At 27.2% G+C, this 1,836-nt stretch carries 2 protein-coding genes; one reads left to right on the top strand and one right to left on the bottom strand.

The features are described 5' to 3' along the window. Positions 1–145 precede the first annotated feature (145 nt). Entirely contained in the window at positions 146–1,501 is a 1,356-nt protein-coding gene (locus tag E6A48_RS10290; RefSeq protein WP_219710114.1) for an MATE family efflux transporter, read from the bottom strand. A gap of 186 nt (positions 1,502–1,687) precedes the next feature. On the opposite strand from E6A48_RS10290, the gene E6A48_RS10285 reads away from it, so the two are divergent. Next, positions 1,688–1,836: GNAT family N-acetyltransferase (locus E6A48_RS10285; RefSeq protein WP_219710115.1), on the top strand; the 149-nt coding region annotated here is incomplete at its 3' end.

The raw sequence follows: 1,836 nt of genomic DNA, 5'->3' as shown, positions 1-1,836 counted from the left end.
CCGCAAAAAGTTGCAAAAAGTGCAAATATTTCAGTTTTGTATCTAAAAAATATGTATGAATAATACCATATGTTTTTAGTTACGTTTCATAAAAATATAGTCTTTTTGATTCTTTAGTAGAACACCACAGGCTCTTTCTTTAAAATCAATTATTAGTACCATAAACCTCTTTGTTATTATAAAAATCTGTTTTCTTAATGTTTGTGTTATAATATATTATAGAAAGCAAACTCATTAATATAATCTGAGCTACAGGCATTGCAAGCCATACACCATTAAGCTTAAAAAATATAGGAAGAATCATTATGCATAATGGACTTACAAATAAAGGGTCTATATATGTTAAAAAACTTGCATATTTACTCTCTCCAGAAGAATAAAAATAAGCAGTACCAATTCTTACCATCGGCTGAAGTATAAAAGATATAGCTATTATAGGCATGGCAATACTTACAATGTTGTTGGTTTCTATTGAAGCACCAAACATAATACCTAATTTGTTTTTAAATAAAAGAACTACTATTATTAATATAGTGCCTAGCACAGAAGAAAATAATATTCCTTTTTTTAATACTTTTCTCATAAGCTCTTCTCTTTTAGCACCCTTGAAAAAACTAATCATAGGCTGACAACCTTCTGCAATACCTTCAAACAAATATATTATAGAGCCGTAAATATAATTAATTACAGAATAAGCACTAGTTCCAATATATCCGCCATATTTTATACATTGCAAATTATTGAATATCACTATTAGAGAAGGTGCCATTACAAGACCAAACGGAGAAAGCCCTATTTGAATAGCTCTTTTACTCATAGATAAATCAAAATCTGATAATCTTATTTTTGTTCTATATTTCTTTCTAATAAATAAATAATATATAGAAATAACAGAAACTATTGCTTGTGCTATAATTGTAGCTAATGCTGCACCAAAAGTCCCTAATCTTAAAACTATTAAAAACACATAATCTAATACAATGTTAGTTATAAGACCTATACCCATAAAACTCATAGCATGTATAGTTTTACCAGAATTTCTTATTATAGGCATGCTTCCTGCAGATATAATTTGAAAAGTTCCGCCTAATATAATGGTTGTAATATAACTATTAGCTTGCTCAAATATTATATCTCTAGCACCAAGTTGATAAATTAATTTGTTTTTTGCTAAAAGAAGCAGCAGAGTTAATATTATGCTTGCAACTATTAAAGTAATAAATGTATTAATTTTAGCCTTATTAAACTTCTCTATATTTCCAGCTCCAAGATATGTAGACATTATAACAGAACCACCCATTCCAAGCATAGCAGCTGTAGCAAATAATACTGTTCCTATAGGATAAACCAAATTGATTGCAGTAAGTCCATTGTCTCCCATAGAATTGCCTACAAAAAAGCCATCAACTACTATATAAAGCCCTCCAAGCATAGTTGATACTATAGAAGGAAGTACGTATTTGAAAAAAGATTTTTCCATCTCTTCTACTCTATTTATCATCAAAGCTCCTTAAAACATATTATAAAACAGATTTTTATATAGTCCGATAGTAGACTATTATATTCATTTAAAAATTATTGTCAATACTTAAAAACTAATATCAAAATTTTTTATATAAATATTTTTTGATTGCAAAAAAGTTAACATAATTTATAATTTAATAAAATATAGCTTTAAGGAAAATAAATGCCAATAAGACTTGCAACTTCTGAAGATACAAAACAAATATTAGATATATACTCAAATTATATTGATACAAACATAACATTTGAATATTCACTGCCAAGCATGGAAGAGTTTGAAAAAAGAATAAAAAATATAATAGAAGTGTATCC

Origin of the sequence: Brachyspira pilosicoli (assembly GCF_019402445.1) — a bacterium.
Lineage (GTDB): Bacteria > Spirochaetota > Brachyspiria > Brachyspirales > Brachyspiraceae > Brachyspira > Brachyspira pilosicoli_B.
Note: the sequence above shows the minus strand (reverse complement) of the source record. Positions and strands in the feature narration are given on the sequence as shown.

What these genes read in the sequence shown, in the direction of transcription:
- E6A48_RS10290 (WP_219710114.1), bottom strand. Translation starts at nt 1,501, where the DNA reads ATGATAAATAGAGTAGAAGAGATGGAAAAATCTTTTTTCAAATACGTA.